The sequence below is a fragment of the Streptomyces sp. NPDC004752 genome, assembly GCF_053601275.1.
The window spans coordinates 25,502-25,931 of the sequence record NZ_JBSGBN010000075.1; the positions used below are offsets into that span (position 1 = coordinate 25,502).

The window sequence follows — 430 nt, forward strand, 5'->3', positions numbered from 1 at the left end:
CTCTCCGGCCGTGGCGAGCCAGGTGCCATCCGGCGCGATCGCCACCGACTTCACCAAGCTGTCTCCGGTGAGGGTGGCGGTCTGCTGGCCGCTGACCCGGTCCCAAATCCCCACCGTCACGACGCCGTGGCGCTTGACCTTGTCGGCCGTGGCCAGCCAGGTGCCGTCCGGCGCGATCGCCGCCGCCTCAACCCAGCCGGTGCGGCTGAGGGTGGCGGTCTGCTGGCCGCTGGCCCGGTCCCAGATCCGCACCATGTCGCCGCTGGCCGTGGCCAGCCAGGTGCCGTCCGGCGCGATCGCCACCGCCGCCCCCCAGTCGGTGTCTGCGGTGACGGTGGCGGTCTGCTGGCCGCTGGCCCGGTCCCAAATCCGGACCCTCCTGCCATCGCCAGCGGTGGCGAGCCAGGTGCCGTCCGGCGCGATCGCCACC

General features: G+C 74.2%; 1 protein-coding gene. It reads right to left on the reverse strand.

Translation table 11 applies throughout. From position 1 onward, the window contains the following. On the reverse strand, nucleotides 1-429 hold a 429-nt coding region (locus tag ACWEKM_RS27970; protein ID WP_451624008.1), incomplete at its 3' end, for a WD40 repeat domain-containing protein. Between the last annotated feature and the right edge of the window lies 1 nt (nucleotide 430).